This is a genomic window from Variovorax sp. 350MFTsu5.1, from assembly GCF_048302515.1.
Lineage (GTDB): Bacteria > Pseudomonadota > Gammaproteobacteria > Burkholderiales > Burkholderiaceae_C > Variovorax > Variovorax guangxiensis.
In genome coordinates this window covers 4,907,407-4,933,356 of the sequence record NZ_CP157620.1, presented here as the reverse complement: position 1 = coordinate 4,933,356, position 25,950 = coordinate 4,907,407, and the positions used below count along the sequence as shown (strand labels likewise).

General features: G+C 68.8%; 23 protein-coding genes. 13 read left to right on the top strand and 10 right to left on the bottom strand.

Features of this window, described 5'->3' with window-relative positions:
• Nucleotides 1-72 precede the first annotated feature (72 nt).
• Both ABL843_RS22445 and ABL843_RS22440 read left to right on the top strand, forming a co-directional pair.
• On the top strand, nucleotides 73-2,610 hold the full coding sequence (locus tag ABL843_RS22445; RefSeq protein WP_418117374.1) for a penicillin acylase family protein: 2,538 nt from the start codon (nucleotides 73-75) through the stop codon (nucleotides 2,608-2,610).
• Between the two features lie 152 nt (nucleotides 2,611-2,762).
• Entirely contained in the window at nucleotides 2,763-5,219 is a 2,457-nt protein-coding gene (locus ABL843_RS22440) for a penicillin acylase family protein (RefSeq protein WP_418117373.1), read from the top strand.
• A 22-nt stretch (nucleotides 5,220-5,241) separates the two neighbouring features.
• On the opposite strand, the gene ABL843_RS22435 is transcribed toward ABL843_RS22440, so the two are convergent.
• Complete coding sequence (locus tag ABL843_RS22435; RefSeq protein ID WP_418117372.1) at nucleotides 5,242-6,489, bottom strand: MFS transporter; 1,248 nt, start codon at nucleotides 6,487-6,489, stop codon at nucleotides 5,242-5,244.
• Between the two features lie 171 nt (nucleotides 6,490-6,660).
• Here ABL843_RS22435 and ABL843_RS22430 point away from each other — a divergent pair, with 171 nt between their 5' ends.
• Both ABL843_RS22430 and ABL843_RS22425 read left to right on the top strand, forming a co-directional pair.
• The gene (locus ABL843_RS22430) at nucleotides 6,661-7,608 is read left to right on the top strand and encodes a GlxA family transcriptional regulator (RefSeq protein WP_418117371.1); all 948 of its coding nucleotides are present in this window, start codon (nucleotides 6,661-6,663) and stop codon (nucleotides 7,606-7,608) included.
• A 110-nt stretch (nucleotides 7,609-7,718) separates the two neighbouring features.
• Nucleotides 7,719-8,582, top strand: coding sequence for an SDR family NAD(P)-dependent oxidoreductase (locus ABL843_RS22425; RefSeq protein ID WP_418117370.1), 864 nt, complete (start codon nucleotides 7,719-7,721; stop codon nucleotides 8,580-8,582).
• A gap of 22 nt (nucleotides 8,583-8,604) precedes the next feature.
• On the opposite strand, the gene ABL843_RS22420 is transcribed toward ABL843_RS22425, so the two are convergent.
• Complete coding sequence (locus tag ABL843_RS22420) at nucleotides 8,605-8,859, bottom strand: hypothetical protein (protein WP_418117369.1); 255 nt, start codon at nucleotides 8,857-8,859, stop codon at nucleotides 8,605-8,607.
• Between the two features lie 224 nt (nucleotides 8,860-9,083).
• On the opposite strand from ABL843_RS22420, the gene ABL843_RS22415 reads away from it, so the two are divergent.
• Complete coding sequence (locus ABL843_RS22415) at nucleotides 9,084-10,193, top strand: BMP family ABC transporter substrate-binding protein (protein WP_418117367.1); 1,110 nt, start codon at nucleotides 9,084-9,086, stop codon at nucleotides 10,191-10,193.
• On the opposite strand, the gene ABL843_RS22410 is transcribed toward ABL843_RS22415, so the two are convergent.
• From ABL843_RS22410 to ABL843_RS22400, 3 genes are all read right to left on the bottom strand, one after another.
• Nucleotides 10,190-10,918 carry a nucleotidyl transferase AbiEii/AbiGii toxin family protein gene (locus ABL843_RS22410; protein WP_184641549.1) on the bottom strand — a complete coding sequence of 243 codons (729 nt, stop codon included), beginning with the start codon at nucleotides 10,916-10,918 and terminating at the stop codon, nucleotides 10,190-10,192. The two genes, ABL843_RS22415 and ABL843_RS22410, sit on opposite strands and share 4 nt — an antisense overlap.
• Nucleotides 10,911-11,381: a helix-turn-helix domain-containing protein gene (locus ABL843_RS22405; RefSeq protein WP_418117366.1), complete on the bottom strand. Its 471-nt coding sequence runs from the start codon at nucleotides 11,379-11,381 to the stop codon at nucleotides 10,911-10,913. The genes ABL843_RS22410 and ABL843_RS22405 overlap by 8 nt, the downstream gene beginning before the upstream one ends.
• Before the next feature lie 64 nt (nucleotides 11,382-11,445).
• Nucleotides 11,446-12,327 (bottom strand): LysR substrate-binding domain-containing protein, encoded by an 882-nt coding sequence (locus ABL843_RS22400; RefSeq protein WP_418117365.1) that lies wholly within the window; start codon nucleotides 12,325-12,327, stop codon nucleotides 11,446-11,448.
• Between the two features lie 104 nt (nucleotides 12,328-12,431).
• Here ABL843_RS22400 and ABL843_RS22395 point away from each other — a divergent pair, with 104 nt between their 5' ends.
• The 6 genes from ABL843_RS22395 to ABL843_RS22370 all read left to right on the top strand — a co-directional run bounded on the left by ABL843_RS22395 (nucleotide 12,432) and on the right by ABL843_RS22370 (nucleotide 18,713).
• A complete protein-coding gene (locus tag ABL843_RS22395; RefSeq protein WP_418117364.1) occupies nucleotides 12,432-13,037 on the top strand; it encodes a short chain dehydrogenase in 606 nt (201 codons plus the stop codon).
• A gap of 5 nt (nucleotides 13,038-13,042) precedes the next feature.
• Nucleotides 13,043-14,017: a hypothetical protein gene (locus tag ABL843_RS22390; protein WP_418117363.1), complete on the top strand. Its 975-nt coding sequence runs from the start codon at nucleotides 13,043-13,045 to the stop codon at nucleotides 14,015-14,017.
• 97 nt (nucleotides 14,018-14,114) lie between these two features.
• A complete protein-coding gene (gene guaD / locus ABL843_RS22385; RefSeq protein ID WP_369661323.1) occupies nucleotides 14,115-15,401 on the top strand; it encodes a guanine deaminase in 1,287 nt (428 codons plus the stop codon).
• A 163-nt stretch (nucleotides 15,402-15,564) separates the two neighbouring features.
• On the top strand, nucleotides 15,565-16,131 hold the full coding sequence (gene dcd / locus ABL843_RS22380) for a dCTP deaminase (RefSeq protein ID WP_019655140.1): 567 nt from the start codon (nucleotides 15,565-15,567) through the stop codon (nucleotides 16,129-16,131).
• Between the two features lie 99 nt (nucleotides 16,132-16,230).
• On the top strand, nucleotides 16,231-17,115 hold the full coding sequence (locus ABL843_RS22375) for a neutral zinc metallopeptidase (RefSeq protein WP_369661324.1): 885 nt from the start codon (nucleotides 16,231-16,233) through the stop codon (nucleotides 17,113-17,115).
• A 131-nt stretch (nucleotides 17,116-17,246) separates the two neighbouring features.
• A complete protein-coding gene (locus ABL843_RS22370) occupies nucleotides 17,247-18,713 on the top strand; it encodes a DEAD/DEAH box helicase (RefSeq protein WP_126024345.1) in 1,467 nt (488 codons plus the stop codon).
• 134 nt (nucleotides 18,714-18,847) lie between these two features.
• Here the strand turns inward: ABL843_RS22370 and ABL843_RS22365 are convergent, their stop codons facing one another.
• From ABL843_RS22365 to ABL843_RS22345, 5 genes are all read right to left on the bottom strand, one after another.
• Nucleotides 18,848-19,081, bottom strand: a complete 234-nt coding sequence (locus ABL843_RS22365) for a hypothetical protein (protein WP_126024346.1) — start codon at nucleotides 19,079-19,081, stop codon at nucleotides 18,848-18,850.
• Nucleotides 19,082-19,222: 141 nt separating this feature from the next.
• Nucleotides 19,223-20,854, bottom strand: a complete 1,632-nt coding sequence (locus ABL843_RS22360) for a rhodanese-related sulfurtransferase (RefSeq protein WP_418117362.1) — start codon at nucleotides 20,852-20,854, stop codon at nucleotides 19,223-19,225.
• Nucleotides 20,851-21,465, bottom strand: coding sequence for a cysteine dioxygenase (locus ABL843_RS22355; RefSeq protein ID WP_418117361.1), 615 nt, complete (start codon nucleotides 21,463-21,465; stop codon nucleotides 20,851-20,853). The genes ABL843_RS22360 and ABL843_RS22355 overlap by 4 nt, the downstream gene beginning before the upstream one ends.
• Entirely contained in the window at nucleotides 21,462-22,442 is a 981-nt protein-coding gene (locus ABL843_RS22350) for an ABC transporter substrate-binding protein (protein WP_418117360.1), read from the bottom strand. Before ABL843_RS22350 ends, ABL843_RS22355 begins: the two co-directional genes overlap by 4 nt.
• A complete protein-coding gene (locus ABL843_RS22345) occupies nucleotides 22,439-23,671 on the bottom strand; it encodes an acyl-CoA dehydrogenase family protein (RefSeq protein WP_418117359.1) in 1,233 nt (410 codons plus the stop codon). Before ABL843_RS22345 ends, ABL843_RS22350 begins: the two co-directional genes overlap by 4 nt.
• Before the next feature lie 111 nt (nucleotides 23,672-23,782).
• On the opposite strand from ABL843_RS22345, the gene ABL843_RS22340 reads away from it, so the two are divergent.
• Together ABL843_RS22340 and ABL843_RS22335 are read left to right on the top strand one after the other, a co-directional pair.
• A complete protein-coding gene (locus tag ABL843_RS22340; RefSeq protein ID WP_418117358.1) occupies nucleotides 23,783-24,784 on the top strand; it encodes an ABC transporter substrate-binding protein in 1,002 nt (333 codons plus the stop codon).
• Nucleotides 24,785-24,822: 38 nt separating this feature from the next.
• On the top strand, nucleotides 24,823-25,950 hold the full coding sequence (locus ABL843_RS22335) for an LLM class flavin-dependent oxidoreductase (RefSeq protein WP_418117357.1): 1,128 nt from the start codon (nucleotides 24,823-24,825) through the stop codon (nucleotides 25,948-25,950).

Below are 25,950 nucleotides of genomic sequence, written 5' to 3'. Positions count from 1 at the left end.
GCCGCGAGCCGTGAGGCTGCCTAAGCTCCGGGACGCTCCGCCAAGAGAGCATCAGCATCAACTGGAGACCTCATGAGACTTTCGATCCGTCGCGGCGTCGTGCCGCCGTCGTTGCTCGCGCTCGCCGCCGCCGCTGCGCTCACCGCCTGTGGAGGCGGTGGTGGAGGAGGCAACGGCTTCGTGTTCTTCCCGTCCTCGCCATCCACGCCGACGAATCCGCCAGCCGAGGCCACCTACAAGGCCGAGATCCGCCGCACGTCGATGGGCGTGCCGCACATCAAGGCCGACAGCTGGCCCGGAGTGGGCTATGGCTACGGCTACGCGCAGGCCGAGGACGACCTTTGCACCATGGCAGACTCGTTCCTCACCTACCGCGGCGAGCGCTCGCAGTATTTCGGCGCCGACGCGAAGCTGGTGGCCAGCAGCACCATCGGCCTGCCGAAGAACATCGACTCCGACTTCTTCCACCGGCATGTCATCTCGGCCGACGTGCTGCAGAAGATGATCGACGCCCAGCCCGACAACCTGAAGAAGCTCGTCGTCGGCTTCGCCGCCGGCTACAACCGCTACGTGCGCGAGGTGAAGGCCGGCGGCACGGCACATGCGGCCTGCCGCAACGAGGCATGGGTGCAGCCCATCACCGCCGACGACATCTACCGCCGCATGTACGCGGCGAACCTCGCGGGCGGCTACAGCAACTTCCTCGCGAACATCGCCAACGCGACGGCGCCTGCCGTGGTTGCGCCTACCAAGGTGTCGGCGGATCGTCCCGCCCACAGGAAGGCGGCGACGCAGATGGCGGCACTGAAGCTCGAGGAGCCCGAACTGCAGGTGGGCGGCCATGAGGGCGTGGGTAGCAACATGATCGGCTTCGGCACTGCCGCCACCGGCGATTCGAGCCCGCTGCTCTTCGGCAACCCGCACTGGTACTGGCGCGGACCCGACCGCTTCTACCAGGCGCAGCTCACCATTCCGGGCGAGCTGAACATCAGCGGCACCTCGTTCCTCGGCATTCCGGTGATCCTCATCGGCTTCAACGACAACATCGCATGGAGCCACACCGTGTCGACTGCGCGGCGTTTCGGCTTCTTCGAACTTAAGCTGGCAGCGGGCGACACGACCAGCTATATGCGCGACGGCGCCGCGGTGAAGATGCAGCCCTCCACGATCACCGTGAAGGTGAAGGGCACCGACGGCGCGATGACGCAGGTCACGCGCACGCTCTACAAGAGCGAATACGGCCCGATGGTCAACCTGGCCCCGATGAACTCGGCACTGGCCTGGAGCCAGACCACCGCGTTCGCGATGCGCGACATCAACGGCGAGAACTTCCGCACCTTCCGCAACTGGCTGCGCTGGAACCAGGCGAAGTCGCTCGACGAGTTCATCGCTATCCAGCGCGAAGAAACCGCGATTCCGTGGGTCAATACCGTCGCCGTGGGCCGTGGCAGCGCCAAGGCCTGGTACGCCGACATCGGCGCGGTGCCCAACGTGTCGCCCGCGCAGGTCACCGACTGCACCACCCCGGCGGGCGCGTCGATGCAGGCCGCGCTGCCGCGCGTGCCGATCTTCGACGGCTCGCGCAGCGCCTGCGACTGGCAGACCGATGCCGACTCGGCGCAGAAGGGCGCCATCGGCGCATCGCGCATGCCCAGCCTGCTGCGCGACGACTACGTGGCGAACATGAACGACAGCTACTGGCTCGCCAACCCGAAGGCGCCGATGACCGGCTTCCCGCCCATCATGGGCCCGGCCGGCTCCGACCCTGTGAGCTTCCGCACCCGCATGGGCAACGTGCTGGCGCAGGGACGCATCGACGGCTCCGACAGCTACGGCGCGAAGGGCGCGACGCCCGACACCGTCAAGCGCATGGTGCTCAATAGCCGCGTGCTCACGGCGGAGCTGTTCAAGGCCGACGTGCTGCCGATCGTGTGCGACGGCACGCCCATCGCGGTGACCAAGGACCCGCTGACCACCGAGGCCATCGGCCCGAGCGTGGATGTGGGCGCTGCATGTACCGCGCTCACGGCATGGGACGGCACGGGCGTGACCGGCGCGAAGGGGGCGCACCTGTGGGACGAGTTCTGGAATCGCGCTTCGCAGATTCCCGCAGCTTCGCTCTACACCGTGCCCTTCGATCCGGCAGACCCGATCCATACGCCGCGCGGCCTCAACAGTGCCGCCAGTACCCAGCTTCGCGAGGCCTTCGGAGCCGCGGTGGCACGCGTGCAGGCCAGCGGCTACGCGGTGGACGCACCCCGTGGTGACTACCTGTTCGCCACGCGCGGCGGCAAGAAGATCCCGCTGTACGGCGGCTGCGGCGGGCCGGGCTACTTCACCATCGCCTGCTCGGAGAACCGGCTCGACAAGGGCGGCTACGCCATGGACGGCAACCCGAACGGCAACAGCTACATGCAGGTCGTGCGATTCCCCGACGGCGGCGTGGAAGCCCACACCTTCCTGACCTTCTCGCTCTCGGACGACCCGGCCTCGGCGCACAACGGCGACTACACGCGCGCCTACAGCGAGGGCAAGTGGCTCAAGGTGCCTTTCTCCGAACCGGAGATCAAGGCCGACGCGAACTACACCAGCAAGTCGGTCGCCGAGTGATCGGCGCCCGGCAATCCTGTCGGGCAGTGAAAAAATGAAAAAAGCGCGTGCGGGGCGCCCCGTCTGCCGCTGGCCGTAAGATCGGCGGCGAACGCGCCACGCACGCTCAGGGCTTACGCAGCTGCGCTCCTCATCCAACAGGAACACACTGCATGCGCCCAAAACTCAGAGGCGGCCTCAGGCCGCTTTTTCTCTTGCCGGTTGCCATGGCCCTTGCGGCCTGTTCAGGCATTTCGAGCCGGTCTTCGACTTCTCATTTCGATGCCTCGGCACGCTCTGCGGGCTACCAGGCCGAGATCCGCCGCACCGCCATGGGCGTGCCGCACATCAAGGCCCGCGACTGGGCCGGCGCGGGCTATGGCTACGGCTACGCACAGGCCCAGGACAACCTTTGCACCATGGCCGACGGCTTTCTCACCTACCGCGGCGAGCGCTCCGAGTTCTTCGGGGCGCAGGCGAAGCCGCCAGCCAGCAGCACCATCGGCAAGCCCGCGAACATCGATTCGGACTTCTTCCATCGCCACGTGATCACGGACGAAGTGATCGACGCCATGCACCGCGCGCAGCCCGCGGCCATCCGGGGCATGGTCGAAGGCTTCGCCGCCGGCTACAACCGATACGTGCGCGACCTGAAGAGCGGTGCCGTGGACAAGGGCAATGCCCACGCGGCCTGCCGCAACGAAGCGTGGGTGCGGCCGGTGAGCGCCACAGACATCTTCCGCCGCATGTACGCCACCAACCTCGCGGCGGGCTACAGCAACTTTCTCTCGAACATCGCGAACGCGGCACCGCCCGGCGCCGGGGTGTCGTCGCCCGGGACGAGCGACGCGCAGCCTATGGCGCTCCAGGTCGGCGGCGCGGCGGGCGTGGGCAGCAACATGATCGGCTTCGGCACGGCCGCCACCGGCGATTCGAGCCCGCTGCTCTTCGGCAACCCGCACTGGTACTGGCGCGGGCCTGACCGCTTCTATCAGGCGCAGCTCACCATTCCGGGGCAGCTCGACGCGAGCGGCACCTCCTTCCTCGGCGTGCCGGTGCTGCTGATCGGCTTCAACAACGACATCGCGTGGAGCCACACCGTGTCGGCGGCGCGGCGCTTCGGCCTCTACCAGCTCGCGCTCGTGCCCGGCGACGCCACCAGCTATCTGCGCGACGGCAAGCCCGTGAGGATGCAGGCCCGTGCCATCACCGTGAAGGTGAAGCGGGCCTCGGGCCGTGTCGAGCCGGTGACGCGCACGCTCTACGCCTCGGAATACGGCCCGCTCGTGAACCTGGGCGCAATCAATCCGGCGCTGGCCTGGAACCGGTCCGCTGCCTTCGCCATCCGCGACATCAACGCCGACAACTTCCGCACCTTCCGCACCTGGCTGCGCTGGGCGCAGGCGAAGTCGCTCGACGAGCTCATGGCCATCCAGCGCGAAGAAGCTTCGATCCCCTGGGTCAACACCGTGGCCGTGGGCCGGGGCAGCGCCCAGGTCTGGTACGGCGACATCGGCGCAGTGCCCAACGTTTCGCCCGAGCAGGTGGCCAACTGCACCACGCCGGCCGGCAAGGCGATGGCGGCCGTGCTGCCGCGCGTGCCCGTGTTCGACGGCTCGCGCAGTGCCTGCGACTGGCAGACCGATGCCGATTCGGTGCAGAAGGGTGCCATTGGCGCCTCGCGCATGCCGAACCTGCTGCGCGACGACTATGTGGCGAACATGAACGACAGCTACTGGCTCGCCAACCCGAAGGCACCGCTCACGGGCTACCCGGCCATCTTCGGACCGACCGGCAGCGACGCGCAGAGCTTCCGCACGCGGCTCGGTCACCTCATCGCGCAGGGCACGGCCAAGGGCGCGACGGTCCAAGCAGTCGAGCGTGCGACGCTCGACAGCCGCGCCTACACCGCCGAGCTGTTCAAGGCCCCCGCGCTGGAGATGTTGTGCGGCGTGCCCCGCATCGAGGTGAAGGGTGACGCGCAGACCGGCGAGTCGTTCTCGCCGCCGCGGGGCGTCGACACCGGTCCCGCCTGCGAGGTGCTGAAGGCATGGAACAACACCGGCGTGGCCTCGGCGCGCGGTGCTCACGTATGGGACGAGTTCTGGGCGCGCGCCGTGCGCCTGCCTGCCGACGAGCTCTATGCCGTGCCTTTCAGCGCGAACGACCCCATCGGCACGCCACGCGGCCTCAAGGCCTCGGCCGCCGACGACCTGCGCCAGGCCTTCGGCGCGGCCGTGCTGCGCGTGCAGGCCAGCGGCTACGCGCTCGACGCGCCGCGCGGCGAAGCTCTTTTCGTGACGCGCAACGGCCGCAAGGTGCCGCTGTCCGGCGGCTGCGACACCCAGGGCTACTTCACCGTCATGTGCTCGGAGAACCCGCTCGACAAGGGCGGCTACACCATGGACGGCGACCCCAACGGCAACAGCTACATGCAGATCGTGCGGTTCCCCGCCGGCGGCGTCGAGGCCCACACCTTCCTGACTTTCTCGCTGTCGGACGATCCGGCCTCGGCGCACAACGGCGACTACACGCGGGCCTACAGCGCCGGGCAGTGGCTGCGCCTGCCGTTCTCCGAGTCGGAGATCAAGGCCGATGCTGCCTACAGCAGCGTGACCATCCGCGAGTGAGGCAGAGGGGCGAAGTAGCGCTTCAGCGCCGCTTCGCCAGCCAGTTCCACGCGGCACCCGCAGCCATCAGCACGCAGGTGCCGAGGAACACGGCGCGCATGCCGATGTGCCCGCCCACGAAGCCGCCGAGCAGCGGCCCCGCCACCTGGCCCGTGTACTGCGCCGAAGTCGAGTAGCCCAGCATGTTGCCGGCCACGCGCTCGGGCACGTTGTGGCGGATCACGCTCGCGATGCACGGCAGCAGCCCGCCGAGCGAAAGCCCCATCAGGAAGCGCAGCACCACCAGCTGCCAGCCCGAGCTGACGAAAGCCTGCGGCACCAGCAGCAGCGCCGACACCGCGAGGCAGCCGACGATCACGTTCCAGTGACCCACGCGATCGGCCAGCTTGCCCAGCCGCGAGGCCGAGAGGATGCTGCCCAGCGCTGCCGCCGACATCACGAGTCCGGCCATCATCGTCACGCGGTTCGGGTCTTCCACCAGCGTGGCGACATAGACGGTGATGATCGGCTCGATCGACATGTTCGCCAGCATCAGCAGCATGCCGGTGAAGAGCATCGCGACAAGGGGGCGCTTGTCGGGCACGGCGGCCCAGCCGGTCTGCTCGGCAGCAATGCCGCCATCCTGCTTGCGTGCGACAGGTGCCTTGCGCTCCTCGCGAATCAGGAAGGCTGTCGCGAGAAAGGCCACGAAGATGATCGCGCCCGCCGCGAAAAAGGTGGCGCGGATGCCGATCAGCGACGGCAGCGCGCCACCGACCAGCGGCCCCACCAGGTTGCCCGCCATGATCGCCGATGACATCGTGCCCAGCGCCCAGCCGGTGCGGTCCTTGGGCGTCTGGGTGGCCACCAGCACCATCGAGCCCGAGGCGTAGCCGCCCAGCAGCCCCGCCAGCAGCCGAAGGCCCACCAGCTGCCACACATTGCCCGCGACGCCGATCAGCGCCATTGCAACCGCCATGCCCAGGCTCGCGCGGATCAGCATCGGCTTGCGCCCGTAGCGGTCGGCCAGCCGGCCCCACAGCGGCGCCACCAGCGCGGCGCTCAGGAAGGTGGCGCCGTACGCCGCGCCCGACCACTGCACGATGGCCGCGTGGTCCTTCACGCCAAGCTGCTCGACGTACAGCGGCAGGAAGGGCAGCAGCAGCGTCATCGCGATGATGGTCGTGAAGGAGCCGAACATGCAGACGGCGAGGTTGCGCTGCCAGTGGAGATTGGCGCCCTGCTCGGCGGAAGGGGCGGTCGTCGTTGCGGTTGTCGTCGGATGCGTCATGGGGAACACCCATTGTGGGACGACGCATGCGCGATGGCGCTTACCGATTGGCGGCGGCGGCCATCGCAGCGCGGCAAGGCATGCCGCGAGTCCCTGATGCCCGCGCGGTTGGACCGGGTCGCTTAGTCTCGCGTCCTGCATCGTTCGTAAACCTCCTTTCAGGACATCGCCATGAAACGCATCGGCGTGCTCGTCTTCCCCGGCTTCCAGATCCTCGACCTCGCCGCCATCGCCGCGTTCGAGCTTGCGAACATTCACGCCGGCAAGCCGGTCTACCAGGTCGAGCTCCTGTCGGAGGAGGGAGGCCTCGTGGTCAGTTCGTCTGGCGTGAGCACGGACAGCAAGCGCTTCGGCACGGCGAGGTACGACACGCTCGTGCTGAGCGGCGCGCTCTTCATCGCGCCCACCTCCGAGAAGATGTGCCGCTTCCTGCGCGCCGGGCTGCGCAATGCGCGCCGCGTGGCCAGCATCTGCACCGGCGCCTTCGGGCTGGCCGATGCGGGGCTGCTCGACGGCCGCAAGGCGACCACGCACTGGTCCTTCGCGGGCGAACTGCAGAAGCGCCATCCCGCGGTGAAGGTGCAGCCCGACCGCATCTTCATCAACGACGGGCCGGTGTGGACGTCGGCCGGCATGACCGCGGGCATCGACCTCGTGCTGGCATTGGTGGAGGAAGACCTCGGCGTGGAAGCGGCGCGCTTCGCGGCACGCAAGCTGGTTGTCTACCACCGGCGCGCAGGCGGGCAGTCGCAGTACTCCGCACTGCTGGAGCTGGAGCCGAAATCCGACCGCATCCAGAAGGCGCTGGTGCATGCGCGGGCCAACCTGCGCGATACGCTGTCGGTGGAGGAACTGGCCGAGGTCGCGCACCTGAGCCCGCGCCAGTTCAGCCGTGCCTTCAAGGCGGAGACGGGCCAGTCGCCCGCGCATGCGGTGGAGAATCTGCGCGTGGAGGCGGCGCGTGCGCTGATCGACGAAGGCAGCCTCGCGCTCGGCGTGGTCGCGCGCGAAACGGGCTTCGGCGACCCCGAGCGCATGCGTCGCGCCTTCCTGCGCACGCTGGGGCAGCCGCCACAGAGCGTGCGACGCGTGGCGCGCCGGGAGGCGGCCGTGGCCTGAGCGGCAGGATGTCCTGAAAGGTGGCTTATATGACATTTACGCCATAGCCTTGCAGGAGGAGACTTTCCCCCACTGCCGCACACATCGATGCGGCGAAAAAGGAAAGCTCCATGACTGCAACTACTACTACTACTACTACTGCTGCTGCTGCTTCGGCAAATTCCCCCAAGGGCACCGCCCTCGTCACCGGCGCGTCGTCCGGCATCGGCGCCGTGTACGCGGACCGTCTCGCGCGGCGCGGCTTCGACCTGATCCTCGTGGCGCGCAACCGCGAACGCCTCGAGGCGCTGGCCGCGAAGCTGGTCCGCGAAACCGGCCGCAAGATCGAGGTTCTTCCCGCCGACCTGATGAGCCGCAAGGACCTCGCGCCAGTCGAGGCCGCGCTGCGCACCCGCAGCGACATCACCATGCTGGTGAACAACGCCGGCGTCGGCGCCGCCGCGCCGCTGCTGGCCTCCGACGTCGACAAGATGGAAGAGATGATCGCGCTCAACGTGAGCGTGCTCACGCGGCTCACCTATGCGGCCGTGCCCGGCTTCGTGGAACGCGGCGAAGGCACGTTGGTGAACATTGCCTCCATCGTCGCGATCTCGCCGGAGACGCTCAACGGCGTGTACGGCGGCAGCAAGGCCTTCGTCCTCGCGTTGAGCCAGTCGCTGCAGCACGAGCTCAAGGACAAGGGCGTGCGTGTGCAGGCCGTGCTGCCAGGCGCGACGGCTACCGAGTTCTGGGGCATCGCAGGCGTGCCGATGGAGCACCTGCCCAAGGAGATCGTCATGACAGCGCAAGACATGGTCGACGCCGCCCTGGCCGGGCTCGACCAAGGCGAGCAGGTCACGATCCCCGCGCTGCCCGACCTGGCCGAGTGGGAGGCCTTCGATACGGCGCGGCGTGCGATGTCGGGGCGGTTGTCCAGCACCGCTCCCGCGGCGCGCTACCGCGTCGGCGTCGACTCCGCCGCGTCACCGGCGTGAGGTCGTACCGGGGTCTTCCAGTTCAGATGCGGTTGGTCCGGCGCGCGTAGAGCGCCGCCAGTGCCAGCCCCGTGGCCGCCGCGCCGCACCAGGCGAGGGCAGGGCTGCGCAGCATGCCTCGAATGCCCGCGCGGCGGCCTGGTTCGGCATGCAGGCCGCGTGCGGCACGTTCCTTGGGCGTGAGCGGCCGTGCCGCGTTCGGGTTTTCTTCGCCTTCAAGCACGGCTTGAGAGATGTCGAGCGGGGTCAGCGAATCGTTGACGGTGGATGCGGTCATGGTGGCTGGCCTTCCTTTCTCTCTTTCTGGATAGTGAATCGATCGGTGCTGCAAGCCTCGTGCATCCCGGCGCATCGGGCCTGAGGCGAAGCGCCGACATTGAAGTAGGCCAACGCCCCGGCCGCATCGCGGACTGCGGCGCCGTTTAAAATCCCGCCCCTCGCAATCGGGCGTCCCGGCCGGTTGCGGGGTTTTGCATCTCCGGGGCCATGTAGAGGAACACCATGTACAAAAACCTCGCGGGCCGCGCCGTTCTGGCGCTGGCGGCCGCCGGCTTTTTATCCCCCGCTCTTTCACAACAGCAGCCACAGCAGCAGGCCCAGGCGCCGCTGAAGATCGGTTTCGTCTACGTCACGCCCGTCACCGACGCCGGCTGGGTGCGCCAGCACGAGGAAGGCCGCAAGGCCGTCGAGGCCGCGCTGGGCGCCAGGGTCAAGACCACCTACGTCGAGAACGTGGCCGAGGGCGCCGATGCGGAGCGCGTGATCCGCGACCTCGCGCAGCAGGGCAACAAGCTCATCTTCACGCCGAGCTTCGGCTACATGGAGCCGACGATGAAGGTCGCGAAGGACTTCCCCGACGCGAAGTTCGAGTCGATCACCGGCTACAAGACCGCGCCCAACGTGGCGACGGCCAACGCGCGCTACTACGAAGGCCGCTATCTCGCGGGCATCGCGGCCGGGCGCATGACGAAGACCAACATCTCGGGCTATGTCGCGGGCTTTCCGATTCCGGAAGTGCTGCAGGGCATCAACGCCTTCACGCTGGGCATGCGCTCGGTGAACCCCTCGGCGCAGGTGCGCGTGGTGTGGCTCAACGAATGGTTCGATCCGCCCAAGGAGCGTGACGCCGCCATGGCGCTGTTCAACCAGAACGCCGACGTCGTCGCCTTCCACACCGGCTCCACCGCCGTGATGGCGGCGGCGCAGGAGCGCGGCAAGCTAGCCATCGCCTACCACTCCGACATGCGCAGGATCGCGCCCGACGCGCAGGTCGTCGCGGTCACGCACCAGTGGGGCGGCTACTACATGCAGCGCGCGAAGGCGGTGCTCGACGGCAGCTGGAAGAGCGGCAATCTGTGGGGCGGCGTGAAGGAAGGGATGATCCGCGTCGGCGATTTCGGCACCAAGGTACCGAAGGCCGTGCAGGACGAGGTGCTGGCGCGGCAGAAGGACATCGCGGCGGGCAAGCTGCAGCCGTTCCGTGCTGTTTTGGCGGACGTGCGCGACAACGAGGGCCGCGTCGTGATCGCCAAGGGCGCGCAACTGAACGACGAGCAGATCCTGACGATGAACTGGCTGGCCGAGGGCGTGCAGGGGCGGATCGGGCGCTAGCCCGGCTGGCGCCCGTCGCGAGAAACGCGAGGCAGCAGAGCCTTGATGCGCTGGCGAAGCAGCGCGGGCGTGACGGTCGGAGTCATCTGCAGAACGGCCATGCAGCGGTCCATTCGACCCTGCCGCGAAAGCAGTGCCTCGGCGGCCTTGGCCAGGTCGGTCTCGATGCTGTCGCCATAGGCGCGGCTGGCCTTGGCCCTTGCCTGACGCAACAGCCTGGCGCCGGGGTTCATCATCGCGAGGTCGATGACGTCGCGGCTGAATACGCTGTCGTCGGCCCAGCGGTCCGAGTTTGCGAGCAGCTTGCTCGCTGCCATGTCGAGGGGCGTCAGCGTCGCGATGTCACCGATCCTGTCTTCCGCTCCCGGCGATTCGAGCTCGATACGTGCTTCGAGCACGATTTCGAATTTGATCTCGGTGTCGTCCACGCGAACCGACGACCGGATGCCGTACTGATCGGCGCGGAGCTCGGCCGATTGCTGTATCTGCAAGCCTCGATGCGCGAGAGCACCGAGGCCTTGGCTTCCCGTCAGCAACTGGCGCAGATGCCGATAGCCTCCGATGTCGGATACGAGAAAGTCGATGTCCACGGATTCCCTGTACTCGCCGTAGCGAAGCGCGATGGCCGTACCGCCTCCGAAAAGGCAGTGGCTTCGGGCGAGCAGATCCGCGTCGAGTGCGCCCAGCACGAATGCGACACGCTGATGGTGTGGCCGCTCAAACATGCAGCGGCTTTCTGCCGAGGCTGCGCGCCAGGTCTGCCAGCAGCTGTCGCTCCCTCGCATCCAGTGCGGCTATGTCGACATGGCGCCAGTTGCGCTCGTAGGTGCCCCATGCCTCCTTGGGTGTGAGTTCGGTGCCCGGGTCCAGTTGCCAGGCAAGCCGGCGCAGTTGAGGGTAGTCGGCAACTCGGATGCCGCCAGGGAGCGGCGCAAGGGCGGGGGGCTCGGTGGATGTCACCACGTCGACATCGAGACCCAGGGCGCCCAGCGCGTTCATGTAGGCACCCATCGTGACGGAGGGCTCTCCGCGCTCGATCCTGTGCAAGGTCATGCGGGACAGGCCCGCCGCCTCTGCGGCGGTGGTTGCGCTGACTTTCAACGCCTTGCGGCGTGCATGGATGCGGCGGCCTAGCGTGGCAAGGCGACGGTCGGCCGTGGCGGTGGTGGGTGGGGAAGTGGATGGCATGTGTATCTCATATTAGGCAAATTTGATAATTTGTCCAGAATGAGATGCATCTGAAGCGTTCGCTTCAGCCCAGCCGCTCCACCACGAAGTCCACGAAGGTCCGCAGCTTCGCGCTGGGCCGCGCTTCCGGCAGCCGGATGATGTGAACCGGCCGCGTGGGCAGTTCCCAGCCGGGCAGCAGTTGCACCACCCGGCCCGACTCGAGGGCGGGAGCGAGCAGCGCATCGGCCTGCACGATCACGCCCACGCCGGCCATGGCTGCGGCCAGCAGTGCCTGGCCGTTGTTGGTGTTGAGGGGCCCGCGCACCGGCACGTGCACTGTCCTGCCCTCGCGCGTGAAGCGCCAGGAATGGTTCGGCCCCCAGGCCGCGAAGCCCAGCAGCGGGAAGGCTTCGAGCTCGGACGGGTGCTTCGGCTGCCCGTGGCGCGCGACCCACGCGGGGCTGGCCACCGCGTACATACGCGCCAGCGCGAGCGGCCTCGCGATGAGCCGGTCGTCTACCTCCGTGCCCGAGCGGATGCCGCAGTCGAAGCCTTCCTCGGCGAGGTCGACCACGCGGTCGTTGAGGCTCAGCTCCACCTTCACCTGCGGATAGGCGGCGATGTACTCGCCGATGACCGGCGTGAGGCGGTGCGCGCCGTAGGCCACGGGCGCGGTGACGCGCAGCACGCCCTGCGGCATGGCGCGCATCGACTCGGCCACGCCGTCGGCCGTGTGCACGCTGGCCAGCACGTCGCGGCAGCGCTCCAGATACGCGGCGCCGATCTCGGTGAGCGAATGGCGGCGCGTGGTGCGCTCCAGCAGGCGGGCGCCCAACTGCTCCTCGAGCGCGCGGATGTGCTTGCCGACCATCACGGCCGAGAGATCGAGCGCCTCGGCCGCGGCGGCGAAGCTGCCCGCGTCCACCGTTGCGACGAAGACTTCCATTGCGCGCAGCTTGTCCATATTGCGAACTCCTGATTCCGAATGAGCTAACTGCGAGGAAATTTATCAAATGAATGGTTCGCAAAACAATCACCGCTTGTTTGATTCACTTTGCGAGGTTTTCCATGAAGGTTCTTGTTGTGGGCGCGACGGGCGCGATTGGCGGTGCGGTGTCCCAGGCGCTGGCAGGGCGGGGCCACGAGGTGATTCGCGCGGGGCGTACGCGCGGCGATCACCAGGTCGACATCACCAGCGACGCGAGCGTCGAGGCGCTGTACGCGGCGGTCGGCCGTGTCGATGCGATCGTCTCGACGGCGGGCGGGCTCTTCTTCGGGCCGCTGTTCGAGATGACGCCGGCGGACTTCAATGTAGGCCTGCAGGACAAGCTGCTGGGGCAGGTGCGGCTCGCGCTGCTCGGCCAGCATGTGCTGCGCGACGGCGGCTCGATCACGCTGACCACGGGCGTCGCGGCCGACGATCCGGTTCGCGGCGGAGGCAATGCGGCTGCCGTCAATGCCGGGGTCGAGGGCTTCGTGAAGGGCGCGGCGGTCGAACTGGCGCGCGGGCTGCGCATCAACGCGGTGAGCCCGACGCTGCTGACTGAATCGATGGAGGCGTATGGCGCGCTCTTTCCGGGCGTCGAAACCGTATCAGCCGCGCGCGTGGCGCTGGCCTATGTGCGCAGCGTCGAAGGTCCGCTGACGGGACGCGTCTTCCGCGTGTGGCAATGAAGAGCGTGCATCCACGGCTTGCAGGCGCGCTGCTGGCGCTCGCGGCGACGGCGGCCATCGCCGTCCCTCCCGTGGTGCAGGCGCTGCCCGACGACTGGTATCCGGAGAGCGTGGCCATCGGGCCCGACGGCGCGTTCTATGTCGGCAGCTGGCGGCAGGGCGCTGTCGCCCGGCTGAAGCCGGGCTCGGCGCCGAAGGCCGAGGTGCTGGTCAAGCCCGGCACCCACGGGCTCGCGAACGGGCAGGGCGTGCTGGTCGACGCGAAGCGCCGCGCGCTGTGGGTCTGCTCCGGCAACATCGGCTTCACCACCGTGCCGTCGACGCCGAGCGCGCTCAAGCGCTATGACCTTGCCACCGGCGCGCCGCGCGCGAGCTACGCCATGCCCGACGGCGGCTATTGCAACGACCTCGCGCAGGACCCACGCGGCAACCTCTACGTGACCGACTCGTACCACCCGCGCGTGCTGAAACTCGCGCCAGGCGCCGCCTCGCTCGCGGTGTGGAAGGAGGATCAGGCGCTGGCCGGCGCGGGCCCCTACAAGGGCCTGAACGGCATCGCCATCGACGGCGGGCGCGATGTCTACGTGAGCCTCGTGGCGGCGGCGCCCTACGTGCTGCGCATCGGTCTCGGCGCGGACGGCAAGGCCGGCGAGGTGATGCGCGTCGAGGCGCCGCGCGAGTTGAAGAATGTGGACGCGATCCGCGCGTGGAAGCCCGGGCGGCTCGTGCTGTTCGAGAGCAATGCCTTCGGCGAAGGCCCCTACGGCGGGCAGATCACTGTGGCGCGCGTCGAAGGCGCGAGGCTCGGCCTGCGGACGGTGGTTGCGGGGCTCAACGATCCCTCGTCCGGCGCGGTGTGGGGCGACCGCGTCTACTTCATCGAGTCGAAGTACTCGCTGCTCACCAGGCGCAAGGAGGGCGACGGACCGGTGCCGACCGGCGTGCCCTTCGACATCCAGTCGCGCGCGCTGCCGCATTAGGTAGGTGCCGCACCGCGGCGAGTGCGCTGCGCATATAGCACTCATACGCCCATGGAAATTGCGGTGGGACGGCGCTGGATTACCCTCCGCAACCACGATGAAAAAAGCCTACCGCGCCTCCCTCCTGCGATTCGACGCCTCCGGCAAGCCCGTTTTCGACGAGGACGGCCTGCTGGTCGTCGCCCCCGACGCCACCGGCCGCCAGCGCGTGCTCGATGCCGGCAGCCATGCCGACGTCGCGGCCCGCCATCCCGGCGCACACACGACCCACCTGCCGGGGCGCATCCTCGCGCCGGGATTCGTGGACATGCACATCCACTATCCGCAGACCGACATCATCGGCTCGCCGGCGCCGGGCCTGCTGCCCTGGCTCGAGAACTACACCTTTCCCGCGGAGAGCAAGTTCGCCGACCCCGCGCATTCGAACGAAGTGGCGCAGTTCTTCCTCGACGAGCTGCTGCGCAACGGCGTGACCACCTCGCTGACCTTCGCGACCTCGCACGTGGCCTCGGTCGACGCGCTCTTCGAGGGCGCGCAGCGCCGCGGCATGCGCCTGATCACCGGCAAGGTGCTGCAGGACCGCCACTCGCCCGACGGCGTGCGCGACGAAACCGAGCAGAGCCTGGTCGACACCGAGGCGCTGATCCGCAAGTGGCACAAGGTCGACCGGCTGGGCTACGCCATCACGCCGCGCTTTGCGCCTGCGAGCACCGACGCCCAGATGCGCGGCGCGGGCGAACTGGCCGCGAAGTACGCCGACACCTGGATCCAGTCGCACGTGGCGGAGAACCGCGACGAGGTGAGCTGGGTGCGCGAGCTGTACCCCAGGGCGCGCTCGTACCTCGACGTGTATGCAGGCTTCGGCCTGATGCGCGAGCGGGCCGTGTACGCCCACTGCATCTACCTCGACGAGGCCGACCGCGCCCTGCTGCGCGAGACGAAGACGGCCGCGGCCGTCAGCCCGACCAGCAACCTGTTCCTGGGCAGCGGCTTCTTCGACTTCGGCTCGGCCGACCGCGTGGGCTACCCCTACGGCCTGGCCAGCGACGTGGGCGGCGGCACCAGCTTCAGCCCGTTCCACACCATGATGGCTGCCTACTACGTCGGCCGTGAGGGCCAGACCAAGGCCGGCCTGAGCATCGCGCCATCGGAACTCTGGTGGCGCCACACCGGCGGCGCGGCGCGCGCGCTGGGGCTCGACGGCGTCATCGGCAACCTGCAGCCGGGCTGCGAGGCCGACTTCCTGGTGCTGAATCCGGCGGCCACGCCGCTGCTGGCTCGCAAGACGAAGCAGGCGGACTCGCTGGAGGAAATGCTCTTCGCGATGATCGTTCTGGGCGACGACCGGCTGGTCGAGCGCACCGTGATCTCGCAGGCCTGCTAGGGCCCGGGAGGGCGGACCCGCCCATGCCACAATCGCCGACCCAGCGAGCGCGGCGAAACCCTTTCCAGGAACACCGCGGAACCGGCTTTGCCGGGCCGCTGGTGTTGCCCCTCGAGGGGTTGGCGTAGCGACACGAAGTGCGCGAAGACTGGGGTGTTTTTCAATGTCTATCAAGAGCGACAAATGGATCCGGCGCATGGCCGAGCAGCACGGCATGATCGAGCCTTTCGAGCCCGGCCAGGTGCGCGAGGCCTCGGGCCACAAGATCATCAGCTACGGCACCTCGAGCTACGGCTACGACATCCGGTGCGCGCCTGAATTCAAGGTCTTCACCAACATCCACAGCACGGTGGTCGACCCGAAGAACTTCGACGAGAAGAGCTTCGTGGACATGCACGGCGACTACTGCATCATCCCGCCCAACAGCTTCGCGCTGGCACGCACCGTCGAATACTTCCGCATCCCGCGCAACGTGCTGACCATCTGCCTGGGCAAGAGCACCTATGCGCGCTGCGGCATCATCGTCAACGTGACACCCTTCGAGCCCGAATGGGAAGGCTACGTGACGCTCGAATTCAGCAACACCACGCCGCTGCCCGCCAAGATCTACGCGGGCGAGGGCTGCGCGCAGGTGCTGTTCTTCGAGAGCGACGAGGTCTGCGAAACCAGCTACAAGGACCGCGGCGGCAAGTACCAGGGCCAGCGTGGCGTGACCCTGCCGAAGACCTGATCGGTTCGGCATAAGCGCTTACACGGGTGCGCCGCACCCGAAGTACCATCCTGCGGTCACCGGCCATCACTCCTGCAAAAGGCCGGCAAGGAGAGCGCGATGAGATGGGAAGGCAACGAACAATCGGACAACGTCGAGGACCGCCGCGGTGAAGGCGGCGGAGGCGGTGGCGGCTTCATCGGCGGCCGCGGCATCGGCATCGGGACCATCGCGGTCGCGCTGATCGCCGGCTGGGTCTTCGGCATCAACCCGCTCACGGTGCTGAGTCTTCTCAGCGGCGGCGGTGGCCCGGCCCAGGTGCAACAGCAGCAACAGGGGCCCGCGCCCAGGCCGCCGTCGAACGACCGCGAGGCCGCCTTCGTTTCGACCGTGCTCAAGAACACCGAAGTGGTCTGGACGGACATCTTCCGCAAGAACGGCGGCACCTACCATCCGCCGCGGCTCGTGCTGTTCCGCAACGCGACGCCCACGGCCTGCGGCACGGGCCAGTCGGCCATGGGGCCGTTCTACTGCCCGGGCGACCAGAAGGTCTACATCGACCTGGGTTTCTACGACACGCTCAAGAACCAGCTCGGCGCGCCGGGCGAGTTCGCGCAGGCCTACGTCATCGCGCACGAGGTCGGCCACCATGTGCAGGACGAGCTCGGCATCACCGCCAAGGTCGACGGCATGCGCAACCGCCTGAGCCAGACGCAGAACAACGCGATGAGCGTGCGCGTCGAGCTGCAGGCCGACTGCTTCGCGGGCGTGTGGGCCCATCATTCGCAGGAGTCGAAGAAGTGGCTCGACCCGGGCGACATCGAGGCCGCCATGAATGCCGCGCAGAAGATCGGCGACGATGCGCTGCAGCGCTCCGCGGGCCGCGCGGTGGTGCCCGACAGCTTCACCCATGGCTCCAGCGCCCAGCGCCAGCGCTGGTTCGGCACGGGCTACCAGAGCGGCGACATCAAGGCCTGCGACACCTTCAATGCACGCAGCCTCTGAGCTGCGGTAGCTGCAAGCGCCCGTTGAGGCTGGCTCGAATGCTATGGAATAAATAGCAATTTGGCCGGCGCGGGCGTTGTCATGGCGCGGTCACTGCCGTTTTTTGCGGCAATGCGACAATAGCGGGCTCAATGACAAGCTCCTTCTCCAATCTACTGCTGGCTGAACCGCTGGCGCGCGCCGTGGCCGAAATGGGCTACGAGACCATGACTCCGATCCAGGCGCAGGCCATTCCGGTCGTGCTCTCGGGCCAGGACGTGATGGGCGCCGCCCAGACCGGCACCGGCAAGACGGCGGCTTTCTCCCTCCCGCTGCTGCAGCGCATGCTCAAGCATGAAAACGCCTCGACCTCGCCCGCGCGGCATCCGGTGCGGGCCCTGGTGCTGCTGCCCACGCGCGAGCTGGCCGACCAGGTTGCGCAGCAGATCAAGCTGTATGCCAAGTACACCAACCTGCGCAGCACGGTGGTGTTCGGCGGCATCGACATGAAGCCGCAGACGCTGGAACTGAAGAAGGGCGTCGAAGTGCTGGTGGCCACGCCGGGCCGGCTGCTCGATCACATCGAAGCCAAGAACGCGGTGCTCAACCAGGTCGAGTACGTGGTGCTCGACGAGGCCGACCGCATGCTCGACATCGGCTTCCTGCCCGACCTGCAGCGCATCCTGAGCTACCTGCCCAAGCAGCGCACCACGCTGCTGTTCTCCGCGACCTTCTCGCCCGAAATCAAGCGGCTGGCCGGCAGCTACCTGCAGAACCCGGTCACCATCGAAGTGGCACGGCCCAACGAAACGGCCTCAACCGTCGAGCAGCATTTCTACAGCGTGGCCGACGACGACAAGCGCCGCGCGCTCAGGCAGATCGTGCGCCAGCGCGGCATCACGCAGGCCTTCGTCTTCGTCAACAGCAAGCTTGGTTGCGCGCGGCTCGCGCGTTCGCTGGAGCGCGATGGCCTTCGCACCTCGGCCCTGCACGGCGACAAGAGCCAGGACGAGCGCCTGAAGTCGCTCGCGGCCTTCAAGGCCGGCGAGGTCGACCTGCTGGTGTGCACCGACGTCGCAGCCCGCGGTCTCGACATCAAGGACGTGCCCGCCGTCTTCAACTTCGACATTCCGTTCAACGCAGAAGACTACGTGCACCGCATCGGCCGCACCGGCCGCGCCGGCGCCTCGGGCCTGGCAGTGAGCTTCGCCAGCGGCGGCAACGATGCCCGCCTGGTGGCCGACATCGAGAAGCTGATCAAGAAGAAGATCGAGCTCGAACCCGTCGAATTCGAGGAGGACCGCCCGCGCGGCCGCATCAACGACGGACGCCGCCACTGGCGCGAAGAAGGCGAAGCGGGCGATGCACGCGACGTGCTCGACCAGCCGCGCGAACGCCGCGACGCCGACGCCCGTCGTGGCGGCGGCGGACGCCCGCATCGCGCACCCGCGGCGCCGCGCGACCCGTTCTTCGACAAGCCCTACGAGCCCGGCCAGCCCGACGCGACGCCGGCATGGGAAGCCGCCGCCAAGGCCTCGACGCCCGGACGCGGCATCTCCAGCAACATCAAGTCCAAGCGCAAGGTCCCGGCCCTGTTCAAGAGCGCCGAGCCGAGTTGATCGCCCGACAGGGCACTGGCGCTCCCCTTTTCTGATTCGAGAACACCGAGGAACCGGCTTTGCCGGGCCTCAGGTATCGCCCCCGTTAGGGGGCGCAGCGACACGAAGTGCGCGCAGCCGGGGGGCGAGCCCGGTCACCTCCAGCCGCGATGCCAGCCGTATTGCGGGTGGTGCCAGCCCCAGCCATAGCGCGGGTGATATGCCCACACGAAGCCGACGCCCGGCGATACATACGTAGGCGCCACGTAGGCCACGCCAGGAGGCGCCGCGTACACGGGGGCGGGGGCGGCCGGCGCGACCACGCAGCCGGTGAGCGTGGCCGCCAGCACGGCGGTGGCGGACACTGCAAGAAGAGATGGGAATCTCATGGCGAAGCTCCTGGAACGAGTTGTTGTCGGTGTGAACCTCCAACGTCGTCCAGTACCGCCGGATGACGGCCTTTACCCGGGCGACACACTGTGACCGGCGTGTCTCTTTCCTTTCAGAACGCTTTCGCGCTTGCCAGGTCTTCAGATCGCCCTGAAATGGTGCGTTCCATCGCGACCCAACTGCGCGACAAGGCCGTACTCCCAATCCAGGTAAGCCTGCATCGCCTCGGCTGGCGCATCGGTGCCTTCATAGGGGCGGCGATAACGGTCGGTGCGCGCGGTCGCGAGGCGGGTTTCGCCGCTTTCCTGGCCGAGGCCCACGGCGAACCATGCCGCATTGCCGCCGGCCAGTACCAGCACCTGCGCATCGCGCTGGCCGCGAGCATCGAGCAGCGCGCGCAGGTCGGCCGCGGCATAGCGGGCGAGCAGGCTGCTGCCGCAGGTCAGCACGTAGCGCGACGAGGGCGGGATGGCCGTGTCGATCGCCTGCGGCAACTGCGCGCGGATCGCATACCAGGCGCCCGGAATGTGGCGCTTCACGTAATTGGCGCTGGTGGTCACGTCGATCACCGCGGTGCCCGGCTGCTTCAGCAGCGCAGCCAGCTCGGCCGGTGCGATCTCGCTCACCGCGACGGCAACCTGGGGGTATGCGCTCGCGGGAGTAGTCGTCTCGCTGAAGTCGGCCGCTGCCGGCACCGCATCGAGCACATAGACCTCCCACCCCATCTGCGCCAGCCATGACGCACTCATCGATGCGCGCACGCCGTCGTCGTCCGCCAGCACGATGCGCGCGCCGCGCACCGGCACCTGGTGATCGGTTTCCTGCACCAGCTGCCCGCCGGGCGCGCTGGCGAAGCCGGGCAGGTGGCCCGCCGCATATTCCTCTGGCGTGCGCACGTCGAAGCGGTAGACGGTGCGTCCCGGAGCCTCCAGCGTGTGCAGCGCGTCCAGCGCGATGCGATGCACGCCCGCCTTGTCGGCCACGCGTCGCGCATCGGCCTGCGCCTGCGCGCGATGGGCTTCGGACACGGCCGCCGGGGCCTGCCTGTCCGCGCCGTGGTCGAGCACCTGTCCGGCCAGCTTCCAGCCGATGGTGCCGTTGCGCAGCGCCGCCACGGGGTTCGGGATGCCCGCATTCACCAGCGACTGCGTGCCGATGATGCTGCGGGTGCGGCCCGCGCAGTTCACGATCACCCGCGTCGCCGGATCGGGCGCCAGCTCGCGCACGCGCAGCACCATTTCCGCGCCCGGTACGCTCGTGGCCGAGGGAATGCTCATCGTCTGGTATTCGTCGAAGCGGCGCGCGTCGAGCACCACCACGTCGGCCTTCGCGTCGATCAGTGCCTTCACCTCGGGCGCCGAGAGCGACGGCGTGTGCCGCTCGTGCTCGACCAGCTCGCCGAAGGACTTGCTCGGCACGTTCACGTCGCGGAACAGTTCGCCGCCGGCCTTGCGCCAGCCTTCGAGGCCGCCGTCGAGCAGGTGCACGTTGGTGTAGCCCAGCGCGGCGAGGGTGCGCGCGGCCTGCGGCGCGAGGTCGGTGCCGGCGTGTTCGCCGTACAGCACGATGAGCGTGTCGCGCCGCGGAATGCGCCGCCAGGCCTCGATCTCGATGCGCGACAGCGGCAGGTTGGCCGCCCACAGCGGGTGCTCCTGCGCAAACGGGTCTTCCTCGCGCACGTCGAGCAGCGCGGTCTCGTCGCGGGCGATGAGCCGCTCGCGCACGGCGGCGTAGGAAAGAACGGGAAAGCTGTTGGCGGTGGTCGTCGTCATGCGTCTGTCGAGGCTCTGAGTTCTGCGCTGCGGTCCCACAGGTTGGGCAGCAGCGTGTTGGAGTAACCGGAGACGAAGGGCTTGCGGCCGCCCTCCGCCGGGTAAGTATGCCGCCGCACGGCGCCGATGTTCGCGCCGTACACGTGGATGCTGATCGAGACCCGGTCGGCGTGCGCGTTGTGCACGCGGTGCAGGTCGCCGACGGTGGGCGATACCGCCTCCACCTGGCCGGGGTCGAGCCGCACCGCCTCGCCATGCGGGCGCGCGTTCCCGACGCTGTCCAGCGCATAGCCCTGGCTGAACTCCGAGCCGCGCAGCATGCCGATCAGCCCCCACACCGTGTGGTCGTGCACGGGCGTGGCCTGCCCCGGTCCCCACACGAAGCTCACGACCGAGAAGCGCTCGGTGCTGTCGGCGTGCAGCAGGAACTGCCGGTAGTACACGGGGTCGGGTTGTGCGAAGGCTTCCGGCAGCCAGTCGTCGCGCGACACCAGCTTGCGCAGCAGCGCGCCGCCTTCCGAAAGAATGCGCGGCTCGTCGGGCGCGCCATCGAGCAGCCTGCCGAAGGCGCCGACGAATTCGCGAAGGGGAGTCAGGGAGTTTGTCGTCATGCGGGGCGTTTCCAGACCCCAGTGTCGGTGATCGCGCGCACGTCCACCCGCACCGGCAGGATGCCGTCTCGCGCCGAGCGGTCGGCCACCGTCTGCAGCGCGGCGATGTCGGCCTCGCTCACCGGCCGTCCCGCCACCGAGGCCCGCGCGGTGATGATGCGCGACGACTCGATGGGCAGCCGCGTGAGCTGGCTGTAGGCCTGGGCATATGCCTCGGGATTGGCCAGCGCCCAGTCGCCCGCGCGCGCGAGCCGGTCGAGGAACTGCACGATGGCCGCGCGCTTGGCAGGGTCGGCCAGCGAAGACTCGGTGGCCGTGATGAAGCCCAGCGCGGTGTTGATGCCGCGCCCGTCGCGCAAGATGCGCCCGCCCTGCTGCACGGCGATGGTGTAGTAGGGGTCGAAGATGGCCCAGGCGTCGATCTGCCTCGACGCGAAGGCCGCGGCCGCGTCGGTGGGCAGCACGAACTTCACCGTCACCTCCTCGCGCTTCACGCCGGCTTCTTCGAGCGCGCCGTAGAGCTGGTACTGCGAGATGCTGCCGCGCGCGGAAGACACGATCACCGTCTTGCCGCGCAGGTCCGCGACGCTGCGCAGCGGCGAATCGGGCTGCACCACGATGCCCAGCGAATCGGCCTTGCCGACGCGCGTGGCGACGATCTTCAGCGGCGTCTTGCCCACGGCTGCGGCAAGCACGGGCAGGTCGCCGGCCATGGCGGTGTCCACCGCCGAGCTGCGCTGCGCCTCGAAGAGCGGCGCGGCGCCCTGGAAGTTGGCCCAGCGGTAGGCAAATGGGGCGCCGTCGAGCGCGCGCGAGGCCTCGAACAGCGAGCGCAGGCCACCGGCCTGGTCGCCGAGCACCAGCGCGGTCTGGGGCTGCGCAAAGGCGCGCAGCGAGCCGGCAGCGGTCAGCGACAGCGCGGCGCCTTGCTTGAGCCAGCCACGCCGTGATGACCTGGAGAAGAGCGCAGACCTCATGCCGCAGCCCCCGAAGACAACAGCGCGCGCTTGCCCGCCGCCACCAGAATCGCGTCGTTCTGCGGCGTGTGGATGCGGCTGCACAGCACGTCGCGGTAGTGCCGCTCCAGCGGGTTGCGCCGCGAGAGGCCATGGTTGCCGCTCAGCTGCAGCGCGAGTTCGACCACGCGGATCGCGTTGCCCGTCACCGTGTACTTGAGCAGGCCGCTGTCGGTGGCCGGCTGCGCATGGCCGCCGTCGACCGCAGCGGTGGCGTCGTCCAGCAGCACGCGGTTGGTGCGCAGCAGCGCCTCGATCTCGCCGACGTGCTCCTGCACGCGCGGCAGGCTGGCCAGCGGCGCGCCGAGGCTGCCAGGCGCGCGCCGGTTCAGGAAGTCGACCAGCCAGTCGCGCGCGGCTTGCGCTACCGCGTCGTAGAGGCTGCCGAGCAGCACGGTCATCCACGCCTGCTGCGCGGCGTGGGCGTCGATGTCGGTCTGGCTGCCCGCGTCGGGCGCCCAGTCGGCCGCCGCGCGCAGGTCCACTGCATGGTCGGCGTCGATCGCGACGTTCTCGAAGACGACTTCGTGGCTGCCCGAGGCGCGCAGGCCCAGGTGGTCCCAGCTCGCGATCACGCGTACGCCGGGCGCGTTGCGCGGCACCAGGAACACGCCGGTGCGCGGCTGCGCCTCGTCCGTGCGCGCCCACACGGCGAGCCAGCTCAGGCCTTCGATGCCGGTGGTATAGAGCTTGTGGCCGTCGATCTGCCAGCCGTCACCGTGGCGACGTGCGACCGTGCCGGGCAGGCCGCCGCGCGCGGGCGAGCCCAGCGCCGGCTCCACGCGCAGCGCGTTGATGAGTGCGCCGTTCTCCACCGCGTCGCGCGCCACTCGCTCGCGCAGGTGCGCGGGCCAGCGGCTGTTCGGGCGCGTCAGCGCATGGTGCTGCAGGTAGGTCATCGTGAGGATCAGCGCCGTGGCCGGCTCGCCGCGCGCCACCGCCGAGATCACGCGCCGGGCCGTCGCCAGCGTGGCGCCGCCGCCGCCGTGCTCGGCGGGCGCGACCAGGCCGATCAGGCCGCGCGCCTGCAGCGCCGCGAAGTTCTCGCGAGGGAAGGCGCCGCTCAGGTCGTGGTCGGCGGCGGTGGCTGCGAACTGGGCCGTGAGGCGGGCCAGCACGGAAGCATCGACGGTGGCGGGGGAGGGGTGTTCGGGCGCGGCGCTGGCGCGGCGCAAGGGAAGTGCACTCATGGTTTCCGCACGGTAGCGGCCCGCCCGCCGCGCGAAAACGACGCATCCCGCATATGCAAACTCGTTTTTCTGCGTTCGTTTCCGCGCGGCGCCTGGTTACGGTCCGGGTGCATGAAATCAGACTTTCTTCCGGACCGTCGCCGGCTGCTGCAGACCGCCGCGGCGCTCGCCGCCACCGGCTCTGGCAGCTGGGCGCAAGCCACTGCGCCATCACGCGACCTCTCTGGCGTCACGTTGCGCGTGGGCACCTACAAGGGCCTGTGGCGGCCGTTGCTCACTGCGTCGGGCCAGGCCGGCACGCCGTACAAGATCGACTGGCGCGAGCTCAACAACGGCGTGCTGCACATCGAGGCCATCAACGGCGACGCGCTCGACCTCGGCTCGGGCAGCGAGATTCCGCCGGTGTTCGCGGCGCGGCAGAAATCCAGCGTGAAGCTGGTGGCCGTGACGCACGAGGACCTGAACAACCAGGCCACGCTGGCGCGCAAGGACGCGCTGATCCGCAGCATCGCCGACTTCAAGGGCAAGCGCGTGGGCTACGTGCGCGCCACCACTTCGCACTACTACCTCGCCAAGCAGCTGGCCGAGGCGGGCCTCACGTTCAACGACATCCAGGCCGTGAGCCTCACGCCTTCGGACGGCCTTTCAGCCTTCGCGCGCGGCGACCTCGATGCCTGGGCCATCTACGGCTACAACGGCCAACTCGCGCGCACCCAGTACGGGGCGCGGGTCATCAAGACCGGCGTGGGCTATCTCTCGGGCAACTTCCCGATCTACGCCAATCCGCGCGCGCTCGACGACCAGCTTCGCCGCGCCGCGCTGGCCGACCTGCTGCAGCGGCTGCAGCGTTCGTTCGCGTGGATCAACGGCAATTTCCTCGCCTACGCCCGCGCCCAGTCGGCCGAGACGCGCGTACCGGTGGGCGACATCGTCGAGCTGTTCAACCGCCGCAGCGGCGACTACAGCCTGGGCCCGGTCAGCGACGCGGTGGTGCGCAGCCACCAGGACGTGGCCGACACCTTCCTGAAGATCGGCGTGCTCGACGGCCCGGCCGATGTGAAGCCCCTGTGGGACCGCAGCTTCGAGAGCGTGCTGCGCCTGCCCGCCGCCTGACAACCACCTTCCATGAACATTCAAACAAGGACAGCACCATGAGCCAGCAGCCACAGCAACAAGACGGCCTCGTCGAATTCATCGGCATGATCCAGGGCCAGAAAGTCTCGGAGATCCACCCGGCCAAGGGCCCCGCGCTCGACCGCGACTACGTGCGCGCCTTCGCGCAGGCCCACGAGACCGCGGGTTTCGACCGCGTTCTCGTGCCGCACCACTCGACCAGCCCCGACGCCACGCTCACCGTGGCCTATGCGGCCTCGGTGACCGAGCGCATCCACTTCATGCTCGCGCACCGCCCCGGCTTCGTCGCGCCCACGCTGGCCGCGCGGCAGTTCGCCTCGCTCGACCAGTTCAGCGGCGGCCGGCTCGCGGTGCACTACATCTCCGGCGGCTCCGACGAGGAGCAGCGCCGCGACGGCGACTGGCTCGACCACGACCAACGCTACGCGCGCACCGACGAGTACCTCGAGGTGCTGCACAAGGTGTGGACGGCGGAGAAGCCCTTCGACCACGAAGGCGCGCACTACCGCTTCCAGAACGCCTTCTCCGAAGTGAGGCCGCTGCAGACGCGCAACGGCAGGCCGCACGTGCCGGTGTACTTCGGCGGTGCCTCGGAGGCAGCGATTCCGGTGGCGGGCAAGTACGCCGACGTCTACGCGCTGTGGGGCGAATCGCTCGACCAGGCGCGCGAACTCACCGCGCGCGTGCGCGCCGAGGCGGCGAAGCATGGGCGCAGCGTGCGCTTCTCGGTGTCGTTCCGGCCGATCCTGGCCGATACCGAGGAGGCCGCATGGGCGCGCGCCGAGAACATCCTGGCCGAGACCAAAAGGTTGCGCGTGGTGCAGGGCTACAACCGCGGCGGCCCCCAGCAGAGCGAAGGCGCCAAGCGCCTGCTGGCCGCGGCGGAGAAGGGCTCACGGCTCGACAAGCGGCTGTGGACCGCGGTGGCGCAGGAAATCGGTGGGCGTTCCAACAGCACCGCGCTGGTCGGCACGCCCGAGCAGGTGGCCGATGCGCTGCTCGACTACTACGACCTGGGCGTGACCACCTTCCTGATCCGCGGCTTCGATCCACTGGAAGACGCGCTCGACTACGGCCGCGAGCTGATCCCGCGCACGCGCGAGCTGGTGGCGCAGCGCGCGCAGCAACAACGCAAGGCGGCCTGA